The organism is Luteibacter sp. KNZ12-1A, from assembly GCF_056755675.1.
Window position 1 is genome coordinate 1 of the sequence record NZ_JBPGXU010000052.1, and the last position, 19237, is coordinate 19237.

Genomic DNA, 19237 nt, shown 5'->3' on the forward strand with positions numbered 1-19237 from the left:
GATGAGTGGACCTGTGGGAGGATGAGTGGACCGGTGGGAGCCGACTTGTCGGCGATCCCGCGGCAGCGGGCCAGGACGAGGCAAACACCCGTCACCCTTTCAACAAGACGACGACCGCCCCCGTGCCACCCTGCATCGGCCGCGCCGAGGCGAACGCCACCACGTCATCCCTTCGTCGCAGCAATCGATCGGTCAGTCCCTTCAACACCGGCCCGGCCGCCTTCGAGCGCAGGCCCTTGCCGTGAATGATGCGCACGCAGCGCACCCCGTCGCGACGGCATTCGGCGAGGAACTCCGCGATCGTCAGCTGCGCCGCCGCCACGTTCATCTGGTGCAGGTCGACATCGGCCTGGATGCTGAACTGCCCGCGCTTGAGCTGCTTCAGGAGCTTCGGCGGATAGCCGTCACGCAAGTACGACAGTTCTTCGCCGACCTCGAGGTCGGCGGGGTCATAGTCGAACAGCAGGGAATCGGCGGGCACGGCCGCCTCGTCGGCATCGCGCATGTGCGGATGCGGCTCCGGCCTCGGGCGGTCGGGCACGGCTTCGACGGGCGTCATGGGGCGAACGTCGCCGATCGCCTCGCGAAAGAGACGGCTATCGTCGTCATGTACCGTCGAAGGGCGTCGCTTCATGGCTCCCATCCTAGCGGGCTTTCGTGAATCCGGCTGCCCGGTCCGGTAGACTTGGACAGTCGGGCGGCTTTCCCTGAGGTGGGGCCGCCGCACCCGTTTTTCGATCTGGATCAGCATGCAAGTTCTGGTTAGCAACGACGACGGCGTGGAGGCCCCTGGCATCCAGGTGCTGGCCGGGCGTCTGGCCGAGTTCGGTACGGTGACGGTGGTGGCGCCGGACCGCGACCGATCCGGCGCGAGCAATTCGCTCACCCTCGATGCGCCCATCCGCGTGCAGCGACTGGACAACGGCGCCTATCGCGTGGCCGGCACGCCCACCGACTGCGTTCATCTCGCGCTGTCCGGTCTGCTCGATCATGAAACGGACATCGTGGTGTCCGGCATCAACAACGTCGCCAACCTTGGCGACGACGTGATCTATTCGGGTACCGTGTCGGCCGCGATGGAAGGACGTTTCCTCGGGCTTCCCGCGATCGCCGTGTCGCTGGTGACGCAGGAAGGCTCGGGTCGCCACTTCCATGCCGCGGCGAACGCCGTGCTCATGCTGGTGCGTCGCCTGGTCGTCGACCCGCTGCCGGCGGACACGATCCTCAACGTGAACGTGCCCGACCTGCCTTGGGAGCAGATCCGCGGGTTCGAAGTCACCCGGCTCGGCAAGCGCCACCGGTCGGCGCCCGCGATCCGCACCACCGACCCGCGCGGCCGCGCGATGTGGTGGATCGGCCCGCCGGGCGAGATCGAAGACGATGGTCCCGGTACGGATTTCGATGCCGTCCGCCGCGGTTATGTCTCGGTCACGCCGATCCATACCGACCTCACGCGCTTCCAGGCGCTGGAGAAAGTCAGCAGCTGGGCACTTTCGCTGTCGTCGGCCATGGACAACGAGGAGGCGGCCTGAGGTGGTGAACCTGCATGCACTTCCGCCTTCCGCGCTGCGCGGCGAGGGGATGACTTCCCAGCGCGCACGTGATCGACTGGTGGCGAAGCTCGCCGAGGAGGGCATTCGCGACGAGCGCGTGCTCGAGGTGATCCGCCAGCTGCCGCGCCATCATTTCATCGACCAGGCGTTGCACAGCCGTGCCTACGAGAACACCGCGCTGCCGATCGGTCATGGCCAGACCATCTCGCAACCCTGGATCGTCGCGAGGATGACCGAGGCGCTGATCGAGCACGGCGTGCCCGATCGCGTGCTCGAAATCGGCACGGGTTCCGGTTACCAGGCCGCCGTGCTCGCCGGCATCGTGCCCACGGTCTACACGGTGGAGCGCATCGAGGAACTACTGCGCCAGGCACGGCGGCGTTTCCGCCAACTGGGCATCGAGAACCTGCGGTCGCGACACGACGACGGCAAGCTCGGCTGGGAATCCGAGGCACCGTTCGAAGGCATCATCCTCACGGCGGCCGGCGATCGGATTCCGTCGAAACTGCTCGACCAGTTGAAGCCGGGCGGTGTGCTGGTGGCGCCCGTGGGCAGCCCCAGCCAGCAGATGCTCGTGCGCTTGCGCAAGGACGAGCACGGCGCCGTGATCCGCGAGGACCTGGGCGCCGTGAGTTTCGTGCCGCTTCTCGGCGGCATCGGTTGATGCGTTCCCATCACAAGGAAACCCGCTGAATGCGGATGTTCGCTTCGCTCTACGAGCGCGCCATCGTCTGGGCGCGCCACCGCCATGCGGTTCGCTATCTCGCCGGACTCTCCTTCGTCGAAGCCTTCATCTTTCCCGTGATGCCGGAAATCATGCTGGCACCGATGATGCTCGCCGAGCCACGCAAGGCGTTCCGTTTCGCCAACTGGAGCCTGCTGTTCTCGTTGCTGGGCTCGCTGGTGGGGTATGCCCTCGGCCATTTCGCCTACGAGGCGCTGAAGCCGTTGCTGGAATCGCTGCATCTGCTCGCGCCGATCCAGACGGGCGTGGCCAGCCTTCAGAAAGACATGCAGGCGCATTCGCTGGGCCTGTACATCGTCCTGGCCATGGCCGCCCTGCAACCGGTGGTGCCGATGAAATTCGTCACCTGGGCCTCGGGTATCGTCGGCGTGCCGGTGTTGCCGTTCCTCATCTGCATGATGATCGGCCGTGGCAAGCGCGTCTGGCTGCTGGCCCTGCTGGTCCGCCTGTTCGGTGAACGTGCGGAACAGATGCTGCGCAAACACATCGAATGGATAGGATGGGCTGTTATCGTAGCGATCATCCTCCTGGCTGCCTGGTGGTTCCTGTTGAGATGAGTGACCGTGAAGGGAAGTCCGCGATGCTCATGATCCGTCCGCTCGCGCTGGCCGCCGTGTTGGCCGCGGGCTTCATGCTTTCCGGATGCGACGTCACTCGCAGCTCGGTCGTCGTCACGCGCAGCCCGGGCAGCACCTACGCCCCCGCGCGGGCCGCCACGCCGGCACCTCCGCCGGGCGGCAGCTACCGGGTCGCCAAGGGCGACACGTTGTACAGCATCGCCTTCCGCAACAAGGTGGATTTCCGCGACCTGGCCAGCTGGAACGGCATCGCTTCGCCCTACACGATCTGGCCAGGTCAGGACCTGCGCCTTTCCCCACCGGGACACGAGGACAAGCCGGCGCCTTCACACGCCGCCCCCGTGGTCGCCGCGCCACCACCGGCACCGGCCGGGCGTCCCGCGCCGGCGCCAGCGGGTCAGGCGGTACAGCCGCCGGCCGCGACCCAACCGCCGCCGGCCCACGTGGCCGATACCGGGGCCGCCTTGCCACCGGCGGTCCCCGCGCCCGCGACCACGACGAACACCCCTGTCGTCATCGCGGGCAAGCCCGCGGAATCGCTGGTTACCACGCCGCCACCCCCGAGCGCTCCGGTGACGCAGCCGCCCGCGCCCGTCGAAAACCCGTCGGCCTCGACACCCATCGTGACCAGCGGGGCCACGCGCAATGCGGGCGGGATCAGCTGGCGCTGGCCGGCCGACGGTGCCATGTTGAAGAAATTCTCATCCAGCGATGCCATCCCTGGCATCGAGGTCGGGGGCAAGGCGGGCGATCCGGTCCGCGCCGCCGCCGATGGCGTCGTGGTGTACAGCGGCAACGGCCTGGTCGGCTACGGCGAACTCGTCATCATCAAGCACAGCGACAGCTTCCTTTCCGCCTATGGGCATAACCGCAAGCGCCTGGTGAAGGAAGGCGAGAAGGTGAAGGCCGGGCAGAGCGTGGCGGAGATGGGTTCCACCGGGGCCACGCGTGACGAGCTGCAATTCCAGATACGCCGCGACGGCAATCCGGTCGATCCGCTGCAGTACCTGCCGCCGCGCTAGGCATCGGTATCGGGCTCCCGCGGGAGCCGCTTCAGCGGCGATGGGTGCTGGCCCGCTGCCCGCGGGATCGCCGACAGGCTCCCACACCGAGGGCCGTCACCTGGAGTGGCTCTTATGGTTTCAGCCGCCGCTCCGAGGTCAGCCGCCGCGCTTGCGCCTTGCTTCGAACGCCTGGAGGTGCACGAAGGCCACTTCCAGCATGGGTGCGTGGACACCGGCATCGCGGGCGCGCCGCAGCATGTCGCCGACGATGTGGTCGGACTCGATACGCTGGCCGGATTCCAGGTCGCGCAGCATCGATGCGGTCAGCGGCGAGCCCTCCTGCGTCAGCGTCTTCCAGGCGAACGATCGCGCGTTGTCCGGCACCGGGTGGCCTGACGCACGGGCCACGGCCAGGCACTCCTCGTACATCCGCTCGGTGAGGTGGCGGCCGTCGTCGGTGGCCACGATGTCGCCCACGCTGGCGCGGAACAGGCAGGTGGCGCCCGCGAGCGTAGCCAGGAAGGAGAACTTGGCCCAGAGGTCGCGCTGGATGTCAGTGGAATGGGTGTGGTCGACCTTCGCCGCGGCGAAGGCGGCGGCGATGGCCTCGCAACGATCGCCGTGCTGCCGGCCGTCGCGCTCGCCGAAGGTGATCGACGCGCCATTGCCCAGATGGAGGATCTCGCCTTCCGGGCCTTTCGCCGCACTGATGACGCAGAGGCCGCCGATGACCTTGTCGGGCGCGAACCGCTTGTCGAGCACCGGGTAGTGGGCCAGGCCGTTGAGGATGGGCAGGATCGCGGTCGTGTCGCCCACGGCCGGATCGATCGCCTCGATGGCCGAGTGCAGGTCGTAGGCCTTGCAGGACAGCAGGACGAGATCGAAGGCCCCTGCGCCGGTCACGCTGTCGGCGGTGACGTGGTCGACCCGTACCGTGGCGTCGCCAAAGGGGCTGCGGATCACCAGCCCCTTCTCGTCCAGCGTCCTGGCCCGTTCGGGGCGGACGAGAAAGGTGACGTCGGCGCCTGCCTGGGCCAGGCGGCCACCGAAGTAGCCGCCGGTGCCACCGGCTCCAAGAACGAGGATGCGCATGGGGATCCCTCAGGGGAGGATGAACGCCGCGACCACGCGCCGGCCTTCGCCCGCGAGCAGGCTGTAGGTCCGCGCCGCCGAACCGTTGGTCATCGCCTCGATACCGATGCCGCGGCGCAGGAAACCCGCCATCACCTCGCCCGGCGGGAAGACCTGGCGTTCGCCGGTGCCCAGCAGGACCAGCTCCGGCTCCAGGGCGACGATCTTCTCGACATCGGCCAGCGTGAGCCGGGAGGCATCGGTGGCGGTCCAGTCCTCGATGACCTCTTTCGGGGTCAGCAGGATGCTCTTGTGGAAGTCGCGGTCGACCACCGTGACCGTGTCGGCACCCACCCGGCGCACGAACAGGTACTCGCCGGGATGCTCGAACGACAGTTCCATGGGGGCTTACCGGGGCAGGGCCAGCTTCGGGTCCTGCTCGTTCCGGCGGAACAGGACGACGACGTGGCCGATTTCCTGGATCGTCTCCGATCCGGTCTGGCCGGTGAGGAAGGCGATCTGCGCCTGGCGCTCGTCCTTGTCACCCCCGGAGAGCTTCACCTTGACCAGCTCATGGATGTCGAGGGCCTGGGCCAGTTCCTTGGCGACCGCCTCGGTGGCGCCCTTGTTCCCCAGCAGGATGACGGGGCGGAGGTCGTGGGCGAGGCTGCGCAGGTAGCGGCGCTGTGTAGGGGAAAGCGACATTGCGTTCAGGTTCGATGTGCGGCTGACAGGCGTCAAAGGGTATCATGCACGACCTGCACCTTACTTATTGTTGGTCGAAAGCCCATGGCACGCAGCAAGAGCAGTTCCCGTTGGCTGCGGGAGCATTTCGACGATCCCTACGTCAAGAAGGCCCAGGCCGAGGGGCTTCGCTCCCGTGCCGTCTTCAAGCTCGAAGAGCTGATCGACCGCGATCGCCTGCTGAAGCCCGGCATGACCGTCGTCGACCTCGGCGCCGCTCCCGGCGGCTGGTCGCAGCTGGCGCGGCAGCGCATGGGCGACACGGGCACGGTCATCGCCCTGGACATCCTGCCCATGGCGGGCCTCGCCGGCGTGGACTTCATGCAGGGCGATTTCCGCGAGGAATCGGTCCTTCGCGAACTCGAAAGCAAGCTGGAAGGCCAGAAGGTCGATCTTGTCCTCTCGGACATGGCCCCCAATATGTCCGGTGTGGCACTCGCCGACCAGATCCGCGCCATGGACCTGTGCGACCTCGCCCGGCAGTTCAGCCTCGATTGGCTGAAACCCGGAGGGTCGTTCCTGGTGAAACTGTTCCAGGGGGCAGGGTTCGACGAGTACCTGAAGAACTTGCGCGCGGACTTCAGTCGCGTGACGATGCGTAAACCGAAGGCCTCCCGCGCACGTTCGCGAGAGGTCTATGCGCTGGCGACCGGCCTCAAGTCCGCGTCCCGGCAACCTGGCGAGAACCGCGCATGAATGAGATGGCGAAAAACCTGTTGCTCTGGCTGATCATCGCGGTGGTCCTGCTGACCGTGTTCCAGACGTTCAACCCGCGCGGCGGATCGTCGCAGGACATGTCCTACACGACCTTCGCCCAGCAGATCGACAACGGCAACGTGGCGAGCGGCACGATCACCTCGACCGCCCCGCCGACCATTACCGGCAAGTTGAAGGACGGCGGCTCCTACCGCACCGTGGTGCCGGTCGTGGGCCTGTCCACGAGCGACCTGGTCAAGCAGATGCGCGACAAGGGCGTCGAGCTTCGCCAGGAGCCGGCCGACAATGGCTTCTCGTTGCTCGGCCTGCTGTTCAACTGGCTGCCGATCATCATCTTCGTGGCCGTGCTGATCTGGTTCATGCGCCAGATGCAGGCGGGTTCGGGTGGCCGTGGCGCCATGAGCTTCGGCCGCTCGCGCGCCAAGCTGCAAGGCGAGGACCAGGTGAAGGTCAATTTCGGTGACGTCGCCGGTTGCGACGAAGCCAAGGAAGAAGTCAGCGAGCTGGTGGAATTCCTGCGCGATCCCGGCAAGTTCCAGAAGCTGGGCGGCAAGATCCCGCGTGGCGTGCTGATGGTCGGTCCGCCGGGTACCGGCAAGACCCTGCTCGCCAAGGCGATCGCGGGCGAGGCCAAGGTGCCGTTCTTCTCGATCTCCGGCTCCGACTTCGTCGAGATGTTCGTCGGCGTCGGTGCCAGCCGCGTCCGCGACATGTTCGAGCAGGCGAAGAAGCACGCGCCGTGCATCATCTTCATCGACGAGATCGACGCGGTCGGCCGCCATCGCGGCGCCGGCATGGGCGGCGGTCACGACGAGCGCGAGCAGACGCTCAACCAGCTGCTGGTCGAGATGGATGGATTCGAAGGCACCGAAGGCATCATCGTCATCGCCGCCACCAACCGTCCCGACGTGCTCGATCCGGCGCTGCTGCGTCCGGGCCGTTTCGACCGCCAGGTGGTCGTGGGCCTGCCGGACGTGAAGGGCCGTGAGCAGATCCTCAAGGTGCACATGCGCAAGGTGCCGACCGCGGCCGATGTCGAGGCGATGGTCATCGCGCGCGGCACGCCGGGCTTCTCCGGCGCGGATCTCGCCAACCTCGTCAACGAGGCGGCCTTGTTTGCCGCCCGCGAGAACGCGCGCGAAGTGCGCATGAGCCATCTCGATCGCGCACGCGACAAGATCCTCATGGGCTCCGAGCGCCGCTCGATGGCGATGAACGACGAAGAGAAGCGTCTCACCGCCTACCATGAAGCCGGCCACGCGATCATCGGCCGTCTCGTGCCCGAGCACGATCCGGTCTACAAGGTCACGATCATTCCACGCGGCCGCGCCCTCGGCGTGACGATGTACCTGCCGGAAGGCGACCGGTACAGCATCAACAAGGTCGCGATCGAATCGCAGCTGTGCTCGCTGTACGGCGGTCGCGTCGCCGAGGAACTCATCTTCGGCCACGACAAGGTCACCACGGGTGCTTCCAACGACATCGAGCGCGCGACGAAGATGGCGCGCAACATGGCGACCAAGTGGGGCTTGTCCGACGAACTCGGGCCGGTGACCTATGGCGAGGAAGAAGACGAGGTCTTCATCGGTCGCTCGGTCACGCAGCACAAGAGCGTGTCCAACGAGACCGCGCGCAAGATCGATGAAGTGGTGCGCACCATCCTCGACCGCGCTTATGCGCGCAGCAAGGAGCTGCTCACCACCAATATCGACAAGCTGCACGTGATGGCCGAGGCGCTGCTGCAGTACGAGACGATCGACGCTCGCCAGATCGACGACATCATGAACGATCGCGAGCCGGGCCCGCCGGCCGACTGGCAGAAGCCGGGTTCGACGCCGCCGCCTCCGCCGCCCCGTGGCGACGCCGGCTCCGCGCCGGACAAGGTCGGCAAGCCGGCCACGCAGCTGTAAAGGGAAGGGCGGCCAAGGCCGCCCTTCCTTCGTTCGGACGGCTATTTACAGCGACTGTTACGAATCCGAGAAAAAAAGATGCACAAAAGTGTTGACGGGTGCGTCCGATATCTGAATAATTCCGCTTCTCGGCACGGCGCTAACGCTTCACGGCGATAGTCACCGGGTCTAAAGTTTCAAGTGTGCGCCCGTAGCTCAGCTGGATAGAGTACCAGGCTACGAACTTGGTGGTCGGGAGTTCGAATCTCTCCGGGCGCACCATTTTTTAAGCAGCAAAGCCGTCGCCTTCGTGCAACGGTCGCGGTAGTTGAAAGTGTGGTGTGTTCATACAGATTGACGGGCTTGAGTTTGACCCGTAACATTTGAAGGCTTCACCCCGGTAAATCGGGATAGTGCTTTAAGTTTCGGGGTATAGCTCAGTCTGGTAGAGCGCCAGCTTTGGGAGCTGGATGTCGGGGGTTCGAATCCCTCTGCCCCGACCAGTTGGCGTTCTACATACAGTGCCTGCGCCTGTAGCTCAATCGGATAGAGCATCGGCCTTCTAAGCCGACGGTTGCAGGTTCGATTCCTGTCGGGCGCGCCAAATGGTGTTTTATGGTGGGCGTAGCTCAGCTGGTTAGAGTACCGGATTGTGATTCCGGATGTCGTGGGTTCGAGTCCCATCGTCCACCCCACTTACAACGTAGCTGCAAGTTTTAACGGGCCGTTAGCTCAGTTGGTAGAGCAGTTGACTCTTAATCAATTGGTCGTAAGTTCGAATCTTACACGGCCCACCAATTCAAGACGCCGGTAGCTCCCGCTACCGGCGTTTTCTTTTAGAATGGCTCGCTGCGCGAGAGTGGCGGAATTGGTAGACGCACCAGATTTAGGTTCTGACGGGGCAACCCGTGCGGGTTCGAGTCCCGCCTCTCGCACCATCCTGTTTCCCCTTGAATCAGATACTTGGGGGTTGCAGCATCGTAAGGGTTACGTCTGATGCGGCTTTCTCTGTCCCGTAACGATTAACTCCTCGTAAGCGAGGTGCCGCGCATCAAAAACCCGCCTGTGCGGCGGGTTTCGTCGAGGGTGCGCAGGTAGCGGCCAGGGCGCTACAGGACGCCCATGAGCTTCACGAAGCCGACGGCGGCAGCAAACAGGCCAGCAGTCGCGACGAAGGGATACCAGCGCGCTTCCGAGTTGATTTTCGCGGTCTCCGCCATGAGCTTGCCAATCTCGGCGCGGACTTTTGGTTATTTGTCGCCGAGTCTTCCGCGCTAGCCCCTTGTTGCCACGAACAGCCCCAGCGCGATCATGACGACGCCCGATACGCGGGACAGCAGGTGTTCTCGCCGCGCCTTGGCGTCCGATGCGAGGAAGCGGCTGGCGGCGAACACCGCGACCAGGTCGGCACTGGTGTTGAGCAGCACGCAGATCGAACCCAGCAGGATGAACTGCGGTGCGAAAGCATGTGCCGGCGAGACGAACTGCGGTATGAAAGCGATGAAGAACATGGCGGTCTTCACGTTCAGCGCTTCGACGACGATGCCGTCCCTGAAGGCTTTTTTCGCTCCGGCTCGGGCCAGGTGAGGCACGTCGGTGGCCTTCGGTCGCGTCCGGATGCGGGCCTGGGTGGAATCAGCGCGGCGCTGTCGACACGGATGAAGACACTTCGTGCGAACGCGGGGCTGACGCTCGATGGCCTTTCCAAACGCTCAGGCGTGAGCAAGGGCATGCTGGTGGAGATCGAGAAGGGGACCGCCAACCCGAGCATCGGCACGCTGTGCAAGGTCGCCGCGGCTTTCGGCGTGTCGGTCGCCGACATCGTCAGCGTCGCCCAGGCGTCACCCGTCCGCCGTGTCGCCAGCGGCGATATTCCCACTCTGTGGACGGGAAGCGAGGGGGGTAGCGCGCGGTTGCTTGCCGGTACCTCGGGCCCCGACATGATCGAACTCTGGCGCTGGGTCATGCGCCCCGGCGAATCCTACGAGTCGCAGGGACACCCCACGGGAACGATGGAGTTGTTCCATGTGGAGAAGGGCGAACTTCACCTCGTCGTGGGTGACACGACGATCATGCTGCCGAAAGGCGACTCCGCGATCGCCCGCACCGACGTGCCGCACCGTTATGCGAACGAGGGAAGGACCGAACTCGTTTTCACGATGACGGTCGCGGAACTGCATCGACGCTAGCCGCCGACACACGCGACGACGATCAGAATGCCAGTTTGATGAGGCACGCGATGAGCGCCGTGACGCCGCCAAGGACGCCGATGGCGAGGGTCCCCAGGGCGATCATCGGGTAGTAGCGGCTTTCGGCCTGGATCCTCGCCGTTTCCGCGCTGAGCTTACTCGTCTCCGCGGACAGCTTGCCTGCCTCGTGCACGAGCTTGATCAGGGTCGCGTCGATCAGGCGGTAGTCGGTATCGTTCACGCGTGTCCTTGCCGCGAGTGTCCATGGAAAGACATTGTACACGCGCGATTCGAGGGGGATTTTCCGGCCAGGCCCGTTCGCGCGCGACTGCTCTATAGCGCGATCACGCCCCGACGCGCCGCGCGACGACCGTTCCCAGGACCGCCAGCACGACCGTGATAGCGAAATTCGCGGCGAACGCCGCGGTGTGCGAAACATCGAGCAAGGCGCCGAACAACGAGCCGCCGATCGCCAGCGTGGTCGCCACCATCAGTGATTCGCATAGTTGCAACGCGGAACTGTTCGCACCTTGTTCGTGCTCGGCGGACATCGACAAGGCGAGCACGGCGACGGTGCCGTAGAGCATGCCCATGCCGAAGCCCGTCAGCAGCCAACCCGCGACGGAAGCGATGACCGGCATCCAGGCGAACGTGCTGAGCGACGCGACGATCACGCCGGTCACCATCAGGACGGTGCCGCGATTCAGCAGCGCCTGTCGCGAGATCTTCGCGTAATGACCCTGGTACCACGAACCCGAGAACCAGCCGATCGCGCCCACGCTGATGGCAATGCCCGCCCACATCGGCGACAGCCCGTGTTCGCTCGAAAAGGCCAGCGGCAGGAAGGCCTCGGTGCCGAAGAACGCGGAGGCGGCGACGCCACGCAGGGCGACCACGGCGGGCAGGCCGCGCGCCCCTCGCAAGGTGCCCGGCGGAAGCAGGCGTCGTCCGCAGAAGTACAGCAACGCGATGGCTGGCGCGAACGACGCGGCGGCGAGCCAGCCCTGTTCCTGCCCGGCGACGAACAGCAGGCAGACGCCGAGGGAGGCGCCGACCGCGTTCATCATCCGCCCGGGTGTTTCGCCGACGATGCCCGAGGGCTTGCCCAGGGAACGCAGCGCGCCCCGCAACCCCGCCGCGGCGGGAATCGCCAGCAGCGGCACGCCGAGGAAGACCCAGCGCCAGCCGACATGCTCGACGATGGCGCCGCTCACGGCGGGACCGATCAGCGCCGGCACGACCCAGCCGGCCGAGAATGAGGCGAATACCTTCGGTCTCAGCGATTCCGGATACAGTCGGCCCACGATCACGTAAAGGGCGGGCGAGAGACAGCCGGCGCCGAGGCCCTGGATCAGGCGACCGACCAGCAAGGTGGGCATGTCGTGGGCGAAACCGGCGATGAGCAGGCCCACGACGAAGCCCGCCAGGCCGGTCCACATGGCCGGGGCGGGGCCCCGGCGGTCGCTCCAGCGCCCGGACAAGGTCATGCCGATGACGCTGGTGGCCAGGACACCGCCGAAGGCGAGGGCGTACGCCTTCAATCCGTCGAGGTAGCGCGCCGCCGTGGGCATGGCCGTGGTGACCGCCAGGGCCTCGAAGGCGATCAGGGATATGAGGGCGACCATGCCGATGGTGGCCGCCCGGTAGGGAGGGGCGAGGATGCCGGGCGTGTGGGGTGGCGCTCCGGTGGCGCTCAAGATGTCTGGATCCGACGTACCCACGTTCATTCTGCTTCCTTGGGGAAAGGGGAGTTTCGCACGCTTGCGTGCCTGGCCCGGGAGGCGCAGCATGAGACCTCAACGTTTGTTGAGGTCAAGCGATGCGCGAACTGAGCGTGGGCGAGGCGGCGAAACGGTCCGGCCTGGCCGTGTCGGCGCTGCATTTTTACGAGCGCAAGGGCCTGATCCGCAGCCTGCGGACGGCCGGCAACCAGCGCCGCTATGGGGCCGATGTGCTCCGTCGACTCGCGGTGATCCGGGTCGCCCAGCGGGTCGGCGTGCCCTTGGAGGCCGTTCGCCGGGCTTTTTCCAGCCTGCCGGACGAGAGGACGCCTACGCGCGAGGAGTGGGCCAGGATGTCCGCCGCCTGGCGGGACGAACTGGAGGAACGGATCACCCTGCTGGTCAACCTGAAGGATCGCCTGACGGATTGCATCGGCTGTGGCTGCCTGTCCCTGACAGCCTGCGCCCTGGCCAATCCGGGCGATGCGCTGGCCGTGGAGGGGGGCGGCCCCAGGCGCTGGGAGCCGGGTTGACGACGGTTGCGGCGGCAGGAGGCCAAAACGTAGAATGGGCAGTCATTTGCGGGGTTTTTCGCCGCCGGGGGGAAGGTCGCGGCGGCCGGCCCCGGATTCGCGGTGAATTCCTTTGTTTCGGTTACGGCGACGGATGTTCGCCATCGCGCCACGTCCGTGGTGGTTTCAGGAGAGGTCATGCAGGTTTCGGTTGAGAATGTCGGCAAGCTCGGGCGCAAGCTCACGGTGAAGTTCCCGGCGGAGCGTCTCGAGTCGCAGGTCAGCGAGCGCATCGCGGAAATGGGCCGTACGGTGCGGCTGAAGGGCTTCCGTCCTGGCAAGGTGCCGGCCAACGTGATCAAGCAGCGCTTCGGCGCGCAGGTCCGTGGCGAAGCCCTGTCCGAGCTCATCGGCAGCACGCTCCGCGATGCCGTCACGCAGGAAAAGCTGCAGCCGATCGCCAACCCGTCCGTCGACACCACGGGCAATGCCGAAAACGGCGAGATCGCCTACACGGCCACCTTCGAGGTGATGCCCGAATTCCCGGCCGTCGACGTCTCCGCCCTGGAGATCTCCCGTCCGAAGGCCGAGGTCAAGGACGCCGACATCGACAAGATGATCGAGACCCTGCGCACGCAGCGCCGCAGCTTCGACGAAGTGTCGCGCGCGTCGAAGGAGGGCGATTTCGTCATGTTCGAATACGCCGCCGAAGCGGGCGAATACCGCTTCCCGGCCGAAGGCCTGGAGCGCGCGGGCAGCGTGCTGGGCTCGGGCACCCTGTTCAAGGCGTTGGACGAGGCCCTGACCGGCCGTGGCGCCGGCGAGGACCTGGTCCAGGACGTGGCCTTCCCCGAAGACTTCCGCAACCCGGACCTGGCCGGCAAGACCGCCAAGGTCACCTTCAAGATCGTGAAGGTGCAGGAGCCGAACCTGCCGGCCGTCGACGCCGATTTCGTGAAGATGTTCGGCGTGGCCGATGGCGACATCGAGACCTTCCGCAAGGAAGTCCGCGCCAACCTCGAGCGCGAGCTGAAGGCCACCCTGATGGCCCGCCTGAAATCGGAAGTGGCGGAAAAGCTGGCCAACGCCTACCCGGACCTCGACGTGCCGGAGCTCATGGCCGACGCCGAGGCCCGCAGCCTCGCCGCCGGCAACCTGCCGCGTGGCCAGGAGCCGGGCCCGGAGATGATCGCCGAGGCGGCGCCGTTCGCCCGCAAGCGCGTCATCGCCGCTCTCCTGATGGGTGAGATCGCCCGCAAGAACGAGCTCCGCCTCGACCGCAAGCGCATGAGCGAGATGCTCACGGCGATCGCCTCGACCTATGAGGAACCGGAAAAGGTCATTGAACTGTATAACGGTGACCCCCAACTGATGTCGGGACTGCAGAACCGAGTGATGGAAGACCAGGTGGCCGAGTGGGTGGCGGACAATGCCAAGACCACCGACCAGGAACTGAGCTTCGACGAGGTGATGCGACCGATCGGCGCGTAAGCTCCATTCAGAGCACGCCGATCCACTGGCAACAACCGGGCCCCACACGAAGGAGAGACCCCATGTCCATGGCTCCGATCCAGAATCTCAACCTGGTGCCCATCGTCGTCGAGCAGACTTCGCGTGGCGAGCGTTCGTACGATATCTACTCGCGTCTCCTCAAGGAGCGCGTGATCTTTGCTGTCGGCCCGGTCGACGACTACATGGCCAATGTGATCGTCGCCCAGCTGCTGTTCCTCGAATCGGAGAACCCGGACAAGGACATCAGCCTGTACATCAACAGCCCGGGCGGCTCGGTCACCGCGGGCATGGCGATCTACGACACGATGCAGTTCGTGAAGCCGGACGTCAGCACGATGTGCATCGGCCAGGCCGCCTCCATGGGCGCCTTGCTGCTGGCCGCCGGCGCGGCCGGCAAGCGTTACTCGCTGCCGCATTCGCGCATCATGATCCACCAGCCCTGGGCTGGCGGCATCTCCGGCCAGGCCACGGACATCGAGATCCACGCCCGTGAGATCCTGACCATGCGCGAGCGGCTCAACGCGATCCTCGCCAACCACAGTGGCAAGACGGTGGAAGAGATCGCCCGTGACACCGAGCGCGACCGCTTCATGAGCGGCGCGGAAGCCCAGGCCTATGGCCTGATCGACTCGGTTCTCGACAAGCGTACGGTCGACACCGTCCGTTCAGCTTGATTGAACTTTTTCGCTTGTGAAAACCGGCACTTCGCCCCTGAGTTCAGGGGCGGAGGGCTGTGCTATTCTCAAAGCGCACCTGGATTCTCAGTAGGGCCCATAGCATGAGCGACGAGCGGCAAAGCCGTTCCAACGACGGCGGCAAGATCCTTTATTGCTCTTTCTGCGGCAAGAGCCAGCATGAAGTGCGCAAGCTGATCGCTGGCCCAAGCGTGTTCATCTGCGACGAATGCGTTGAGCTGTGCAACGACATCATTCGCGAGGAACTGGAAGAGAAGGCGGCCTCCGGTCGCACGCACCTTCCGAAGCCGCGCGAGATCATGGAAGCGCTCGACCAATACGTGGTGGGACAGACGCGCGCCAAGAAAGCGCTCTCCGTCGCGGTCTACAACCACTACAAGCGCATGGAGTCGCGGCAGAAGAACGACGACATCGAGTTGGGCAAGTCCAACATCCTCCTGATCGGTCCGACCGGTTCGGGCAAGACGCTGCTGGCCGAAACGCTGGCGCGCCTGCTCAACGTGCCGTTCACGATCGCCGACGCGACCACGCTTACCGAAGCCGGTTACGTGGGCGAGGATGTCGAGAACATCATCCAGAAGCTCCTGCAGAAGTGCGACTACGACGTCGAGAAGGCGCAGAGCGGCATCGTCTACATCGATGAGATCGACAAGATTTCGCGTAAGAGCGAAAACCCGTCGATCACCCGCGACGTTTCCGGCGAAGGCGTGCAGCAGGCCCTGCTCAAGCTCATCGAGGGCACGCTCGCCTCGGTGCCGCCGCAGGGCGGGCGCAAGCATCCCCAGCAGGAGTTCCTACAGGTCGACACGCGCAACATCCTCTTCATCTGCGGCGGCGCGTTCGCCGGGCTGGAGAAGGTGATCCAGCAGCGTTCCGAGACCACCGGCATCGGTTTCGGCGCCGAGGTGCGCTCGAAGGAGCGCACGGAGAACGTCGGCAAGATGCTCTCGGAAGTCGAGCCGGCGGATCTGGTCCGCTTCGGCCTGATTCCCGAGTTCGTGGGTCGCCTGCCCGTGGTCGCCACGCTCGACGAACTCGACGAGGCGGCCCTGGTACAGATCCTCACCGAGCCGAAGAACGCGGTCACCAAACAGTTCCGCAAGCTGTTCGATATGGAAGGCGCCGAGCTGGAATTCCGTCCGGAGGCCTTGTCCGCCATCGCCCGTCGCGCGCTCAAGCGCAAGACCGGCGCGCGCGGACTGCGAACCATTCTCGAACAGGTATTGCTCGACACGATGTTCGAACTCCCTTCGCTGGAACATGTCAGCAAGGTCGTGGTCGACGACGCCGTGATCGACGGCCAGGCCGAGCCCTACCTGATCTACCGCGGCAACCTGCAACAGCAGCGGATCGCGGGCGAGGGCGGCGACGCGGCCTGATTCGTCAGGCGGAGCGAGTAACGGCGGCCCCGGCGTTTCACGACGCCGGGGCCGTTTTTGTTTGCATGCCCGGCTCTTGATCGGTCCTTCGCGAACCACCACTTGACGTCTATGGCGGCTCCGGCGCAGTGTCGGGGCGAGGCCCAAATCTTCCGAGGGAAACCCCAAGCACATGGCGAAGAATCGCAGCCAAACCACGAGCGGATCCGAGCTGGACCTGTTGCCGGTCCTGCCCCTGCGTGACGTCGTCGTCTACCCGCACATGGTCATCCCGCTCTTCGTCGGGCGCGACAAATCCATGCGTGCGCTGGAAAGGGCGATGGAAGGCGAGCGGCAGATTCTGCTCGTCGCGCAGAAGAGCCCGGACATCGACGATCCCTCCATCGGCGACCTGCACCAGGTGGGTACGCTCGCCGGTGTCCTGCAACTGCTGAAACTGCCCGATGGCACCGTGAAGGTGCTGGTCGAAGGACAGTCGCGCGTGCAGATCGACGCCTTCGAGGACGAGGCCGGCATGATGAGCGGCCGCGCCCGCGTCATCGAACCGATCTACACCAGCAACGAGCGCGAGCTGGACGTGGTCTCGCGCTCGCTCGTTTCCCTGTTCGAACAACTGGTGAAGCAGAGCCGCAAGCTCCCGCCGGAGATCCTCGCCACGCTGTCGGGCATCGACGATCCCTCGCGCCTCGCCGATTCGATCGCCGCGCACCTCTCCGTGCGCATGGGCGACAAGCAGAAGGTGCTCGAGACGGCCGATGTCGGCCAGCGTCTTGAATTGCTCATCGGCCTGGTCGATGGCGAGATGGACCTGCAGCAGGTCGAAAAACGCATCCGCGGCCGCGTGAAGTCGCAGATGGAGAAGAGCCAGCGCGAGTACTACCTCAACGAGCAGATGAAGGCCATCCAGAAGGAACTGGGTGACGGTGAGGAAGGCGCGAACGAGATCGAAGAGCTGCAGAAGAAGATCGACGCGGCCGGCATGCCGAAGGCGGTGCTCGCCAAGGCGCGCCAGGAATTCAACAAGCTCAAGCAGATGTCCCCGATGTCGGCCGAGGCCACCGTCGTGCGCAACTACCTCGACTGGGTGGTGGGCGTGCCCTGGAAGAAGCGCAGCAAGGTTCGCAAGGATCTCGCGCTGGCCCAGGAAACGCTCGATGCCGACCACTTCGGCCTCGAGAAGGTGAAGGAGCGCATCCTCGAATACCTCGCCGTCCAGCAGCGGGTGAACACGATGAAGGGCCCGATCCTGTGCCTCGTCGGCCCGCCCGGCGTGGGCAAGACCTCGCTGGGACAGTCGATCGCCAAGGCGACCAACCGCAAGTTCGTCCGCATGAGCCTGGGTGGGGTGCGCGACGAGGCCGAGATCCGTGGCCATCGCCGCACCTACATCGGATCGATGCCTGGCCGGATCGTGCAGAACCTCAACAAGATCGGCACGAAGAATCCGCTGTTCGTCCTCGACGAGATCGACAAGATGTCGATGGATTTCCGCGGCGATCCTTCGTCGGCCCTGCTCGAGGTGCTCGATCCGGAGCAGAACAACGCGTTCAACGATCATTACCTGGAAGTCGACCTCGACCTCTCCGAGGTGATGTGGATCGCCACGGCCAACTCGTTGAACATCCCCGGGCCGTTGCTCGACCGCATGGAGGTGATCCGCATCCCGGGTTACACCGAGGACGAGAAGCTCAACATCGCGCAGAAGTACCTGCTGCCGAAACAGCTCAAGGCCAACGGCCTGCGCGCCGAGGAACTGGCGATAGGCGAGGACGCGCTGCGGGACATCGTGCGCTACTACACGCGCGAGTCCGGCGTGCGCAACCTCGAGCGCGAGATCTCGAAGATCTGCCGCAAGGTGGTCAAGGAGATCGCGCTGGGTACCGTGCCGGCCAAGGCGAAGGCCAAGCCCAGGAAGGCGCCCGCGAAGGCCGCCAAGGGCAAGGCGCTGGCACCGGCCCAGGTCCGGGTCGATGGCGAGAACCTCGATCACTACCTCGGCGTGCGCCGCTTCGACTTCGGCCGGGCGGAGCAGCAGAACGAGGTGGGCCTGGTCACTGGCCTTGCCTGGACCCAGGTGGGTGGCGACTTGCTCAGCATCGAAGCCTCGGTCGTGCCGGGCAAGGGCAGGCTGGTCCACACCGGACAGCTCGGCGACGTGATGAAGGAATCGATCCAGGCGGCGTTGAGTGTCGTCCGGGCGCGCGTCGCGGCGCTCGGCATCGAGCCGGACTTCCACGAGAAGCTCGACATCCACATCCATGTGCCCGAAGGCGCCACGCCCAAGGACGGTCCGAGCGCGGGTATCGCGATGTGCACGGCGCTGGTCTCGGCGCTGACCAAGGTGCCCGTGCGCTCGGAGGTGGCCATGACCGGTGAGATCACCTTGCGTGGCCGCGTGCTGCCCATCGGCGGCCTCAAGGAGAAGTTGCTCGCGGCCCACCGTGGCGGCATCACCACGGTGATCATCCCCGAGGAAAACAAGAAGGATCTCGTCGACCTCCCGGAGAACATCACGGGGTCGCTCGACATCCACGCGGTGAAGTGGATCGATGAGGTGCTCGATCTCGCCCTGGAACGTCCGCTGAGCCCGAAGAAGACGGGAGAGGGTGGCGAAGACGTCGAGGTGCCGAGCCAGCCGGGCAAGCGTGGCAAGGGCAAGGCATCGCCGTCGCTCACGCACTGATATGTTTCATCGTTCCCCGTGACGAACAAGGGCACACATAAGTGTGCCCTTTTCGTTTTCGTCGTCCTGTCATGGCGCCTCCGCGATAATCGTTTTTCCCATCGCGCGCAAGCCTCCAAAGACCATGCATATGTGCTGAAAGCCTTGGTATACCTTGTCTTGCGATGGTGGGAGGGCGCTGGTATAAAGACGACACCGCAATCGCCCGCGCCGCAAGGGCGCCATGGATAGCGGGGTCGGAGAAC

19 protein-coding genes and 6 tRNA genes are annotated in these 19237 nt (G+C 65.3%); 18 read left to right on the forward strand and 7 right to left on the reverse strand.

All coding sequences use genetic code 11. The features are described from left to right. Positions 1-91: 91 nt before the first annotated feature. A complete protein-coding gene (locus tag ACR9ZJ_RS11755; RefSeq protein WP_481280854.1) occupies positions 92-634 on the reverse strand; it encodes a Smr/MutS family protein in 543 nt (180 codons plus the stop codon). Positions 635-749: 115 nt separating this feature from the next. Between ACR9ZJ_RS11755 and surE the strand changes: the two genes are divergently transcribed. From surE to ACR9ZJ_RS11775, 4 genes are read left to right on the forward strand one after another with little or no spacing between them, the layout of a single operon-like run. Next, on the forward strand, positions 750-1532 hold the full coding sequence (gene surE, locus ACR9ZJ_RS11760) for a 5'/3'-nucleotidase SurE (RefSeq protein ID WP_481280853.1): 783 nt from the start codon (positions 750-752) through the stop codon (positions 1530-1532). 49 nt (positions 1533-1581) lie between these two features. Next, entirely contained in the window at positions 1582-2217 is a 636-nt protein-coding gene (locus ACR9ZJ_RS11765) for a protein-L-isoaspartate(D-aspartate) O-methyltransferase (RefSeq protein ID WP_481280852.1), read from the forward strand. Between the two features lie 29 nt (positions 2218-2246). Further along, entirely contained in the window at positions 2247-2855 is a 609-nt protein-coding gene (locus tag ACR9ZJ_RS11770; RefSeq protein ID WP_306847738.1) for a YqaA family protein, read from the forward strand. Positions 2856-2878: 23 nt separating this feature from the next. After that, on the forward strand, positions 2879-3898 hold the full coding sequence (locus ACR9ZJ_RS11775; protein WP_481287847.1) for a peptidoglycan DD-metalloendopeptidase family protein: 1020 nt from the start codon (positions 2879-2881) through the stop codon (positions 3896-3898). Between the two features lie 138 nt (positions 3899-4036). Here ACR9ZJ_RS11775 and panE read toward each other — a convergent pair whose 3' ends face one another. From panE to ACR9ZJ_RS11790, 3 genes are read right to left on the reverse strand one after another with little or no spacing between them, the layout of a single operon-like run. Next, the gene (gene panE / locus ACR9ZJ_RS11780; protein ID WP_481287858.1) at positions 4037-4978 is read right to left on the reverse strand and encodes a 2-dehydropantoate 2-reductase; all 942 of its coding nucleotides are present in this window, start codon (positions 4976-4978) and stop codon (positions 4037-4039) included. Between the two features lie 3 nt (positions 4979-4981). Further along, positions 4982-5353, reverse strand: a complete 372-nt coding sequence (locus ACR9ZJ_RS11785) for an Mth938-like domain-containing protein (RefSeq protein WP_306847732.1) — start codon at positions 5351-5353, stop codon at positions 4982-4984. 6 nt (positions 5354-5359) lie between these two features. Beyond that, complete coding sequence (locus ACR9ZJ_RS11790) at positions 5360-5656, reverse strand: YhbY family RNA-binding protein (RefSeq protein WP_306847730.1); 297 nt, start codon at positions 5654-5656, stop codon at positions 5360-5362. A gap of 84 nt (positions 5657-5740) precedes the next feature. Between ACR9ZJ_RS11790 and rlmE the strand changes: the two genes are divergently transcribed. The 8 genes from rlmE (at position 5741) to ACR9ZJ_RS11830 (ending at position 9239) form a co-directional block, all read left to right on the forward strand. Next, complete coding sequence (gene rlmE / locus ACR9ZJ_RS11795; protein ID WP_371024668.1) at positions 5741-6391, forward strand: 23S rRNA (uridine(2552)-2'-O)-methyltransferase RlmE; 651 nt, start codon at positions 5741-5743, stop codon at positions 6389-6391. Then, the gene (gene ftsH / locus ACR9ZJ_RS11800; protein WP_481280850.1) at positions 6388-8322 is read left to right on the forward strand and encodes an ATP-dependent zinc metalloprotease FtsH; all 1935 of its coding nucleotides are present in this window, start codon (positions 6388-6390) and stop codon (positions 8320-8322) included. The genes rlmE and ftsH overlap by 4 nt, the downstream gene beginning before the upstream one ends. Before the next feature lie 184 nt (positions 8323-8506). Further along, positions 8507-8583 (forward strand) — tRNA-Arg (locus ACR9ZJ_RS11805). Between the two features lie 144 nt (positions 8584-8727). Continuing rightward, a tRNA-Pro gene (locus tag ACR9ZJ_RS11810) sits at positions 8728-8804 on the forward strand. Positions 8805-8828: 24 nt separating this feature from the next. Then, positions 8829-8905 (forward strand) — tRNA-Arg (locus tag ACR9ZJ_RS11815). Between the two features lie 14 nt (positions 8906-8919). After that, positions 8920-8996: transfer RNA gene (locus tag ACR9ZJ_RS11820), tRNA-His, on the forward strand. Between the two features lie 26 nt (positions 8997-9022). After that, a tRNA-Lys gene (locus ACR9ZJ_RS11825) sits at positions 9023-9098 on the forward strand. Between the two features lie 56 nt (positions 9099-9154). Next, positions 9155-9239, forward strand: a tRNA-Leu gene (locus ACR9ZJ_RS11830). Positions 9240-9575: 336 nt separating this feature from the next. Here ACR9ZJ_RS11830 and ACR9ZJ_RS11835 read toward each other — a convergent pair. After that, the gene (locus tag ACR9ZJ_RS11835) at positions 9576-9893 is read right to left on the reverse strand and encodes a LysE family translocator (RefSeq protein WP_481287848.1); all 318 of its coding nucleotides are present in this window, start codon (positions 9891-9893) and stop codon (positions 9576-9578) included. 66 nt (positions 9894-9959) lie between these two features. Between ACR9ZJ_RS11835 and ACR9ZJ_RS11840 the strand changes: the two genes are divergently transcribed. Next, the gene (locus ACR9ZJ_RS11840) at positions 9960-10490 is read left to right on the forward strand and encodes a helix-turn-helix domain-containing protein (protein WP_481287849.1); all 531 of its coding nucleotides are present in this window, start codon (positions 9960-9962) and stop codon (positions 10488-10490) included. 22 nt (positions 10491-10512) lie between these two features. Here the strand turns inward: ACR9ZJ_RS11840 and ACR9ZJ_RS11845 are convergent, their stop codons facing one another. Both ACR9ZJ_RS11845 and ACR9ZJ_RS11850 read right to left on the reverse strand, forming a co-directional pair. Next, positions 10513-10731, reverse strand: a complete 219-nt coding sequence (locus ACR9ZJ_RS11845) for a hypothetical protein (protein WP_481287850.1) — start codon at positions 10729-10731, stop codon at positions 10513-10515. Positions 10732-10834: 103 nt separating this feature from the next. Further along, positions 10835-12217 carry an MFS transporter gene (locus tag ACR9ZJ_RS11850; protein WP_481287851.1) on the reverse strand — a complete coding sequence of 461 codons (1383 nt, stop codon included), beginning with the start codon at positions 12215-12217 and terminating at the stop codon, positions 10835-10837. 92 nt (positions 12218-12309) lie between these two features. Here ACR9ZJ_RS11850 and soxR point away from each other — a divergent pair, with 92 nt between their 5' ends. The 5 genes from soxR (at position 12310) to lon (ending at position 18992) form a co-directional block, all read left to right on the forward strand. Beyond that, positions 12310-12744 carry a redox-sensitive transcriptional activator SoxR gene (soxR, locus tag ACR9ZJ_RS11855; protein WP_481280846.1) on the forward strand — a complete coding sequence of 145 codons (435 nt, stop codon included), beginning with the start codon at positions 12310-12312 and terminating at the stop codon, positions 12742-12744. 177 nt (positions 12745-12921) lie between these two features. Beyond that, positions 12922-14214, forward strand: a complete 1293-nt coding sequence (gene tig, locus ACR9ZJ_RS11860) for a trigger factor (RefSeq protein ID WP_481287852.1) — start codon at positions 12922-12924, stop codon at positions 14212-14214. A 68-nt stretch (positions 14215-14282) separates the two neighbouring features. After that, positions 14283-14909 carry an ATP-dependent Clp endopeptidase proteolytic subunit ClpP gene (gene clpP, locus ACR9ZJ_RS11865; protein WP_371024703.1) on the forward strand — a complete coding sequence of 209 codons (627 nt, stop codon included), beginning with the start codon at positions 14283-14285 and terminating at the stop codon, positions 14907-14909. 104 nt (positions 14910-15013) lie between these two features. Further along, positions 15014-16309, forward strand: a complete 1296-nt coding sequence (gene clpX, locus ACR9ZJ_RS11870; protein WP_371024660.1) for an ATP-dependent Clp protease ATP-binding subunit ClpX — start codon at positions 15014-15016, stop codon at positions 16307-16309. Between the two features lie 172 nt (positions 16310-16481). Continuing rightward, the gene (gene lon / locus ACR9ZJ_RS11875; protein ID WP_481280844.1) at positions 16482-18992 is read left to right on the forward strand and encodes an endopeptidase La; all 2511 of its coding nucleotides are present in this window, start codon (positions 16482-16484) and stop codon (positions 18990-18992) included. Positions 18993-19237: the final 245 nt, after the last annotated feature.